The following is a 293-nucleotide window of genomic DNA, read 5'->3' as shown; positions in this document are numbered from 1 at the left end:
AACGATGCTGCATTCCGACCAAGGTGTGCTGTACCGTACGGCGGGGTATAGGGAATTGCTTGCGGAGCATTCCATGGTTCAAAGCATGTCGCGAAAGGCGAACTGTTGGGACAATGCGCCGATGGAAAGCTTCTTTGCGGTGTTGAAGACGGAGTGTTTCTATAACGCAGGTGAATTGACGGTAGATGAATTGATGAAGCAGATAGATGACTATATGGATTACTACAACCGGGAGCGTTGCAGTTTGAAATTGAAAAAGCTGAGTCCTGTCGCATACAGAACCCAGCTTGCAC

At 48.5% G+C, this 293-nt stretch carries 1 protein-coding gene; it reads left to right on the top strand.

The annotated features are described in order from the left end of the window. The coding region (locus ACTHS3_RS17675) for a transposase (RefSeq protein WP_440368724.1) at window positions 1-293 on the top strand (293 nt) is incomplete at both ends.

The organism is Neisseria sp. P0009.S007, assembly GCF_051962515.1.
This window is presented reverse-complemented; position numbering and strand designations above follow the sequence as displayed.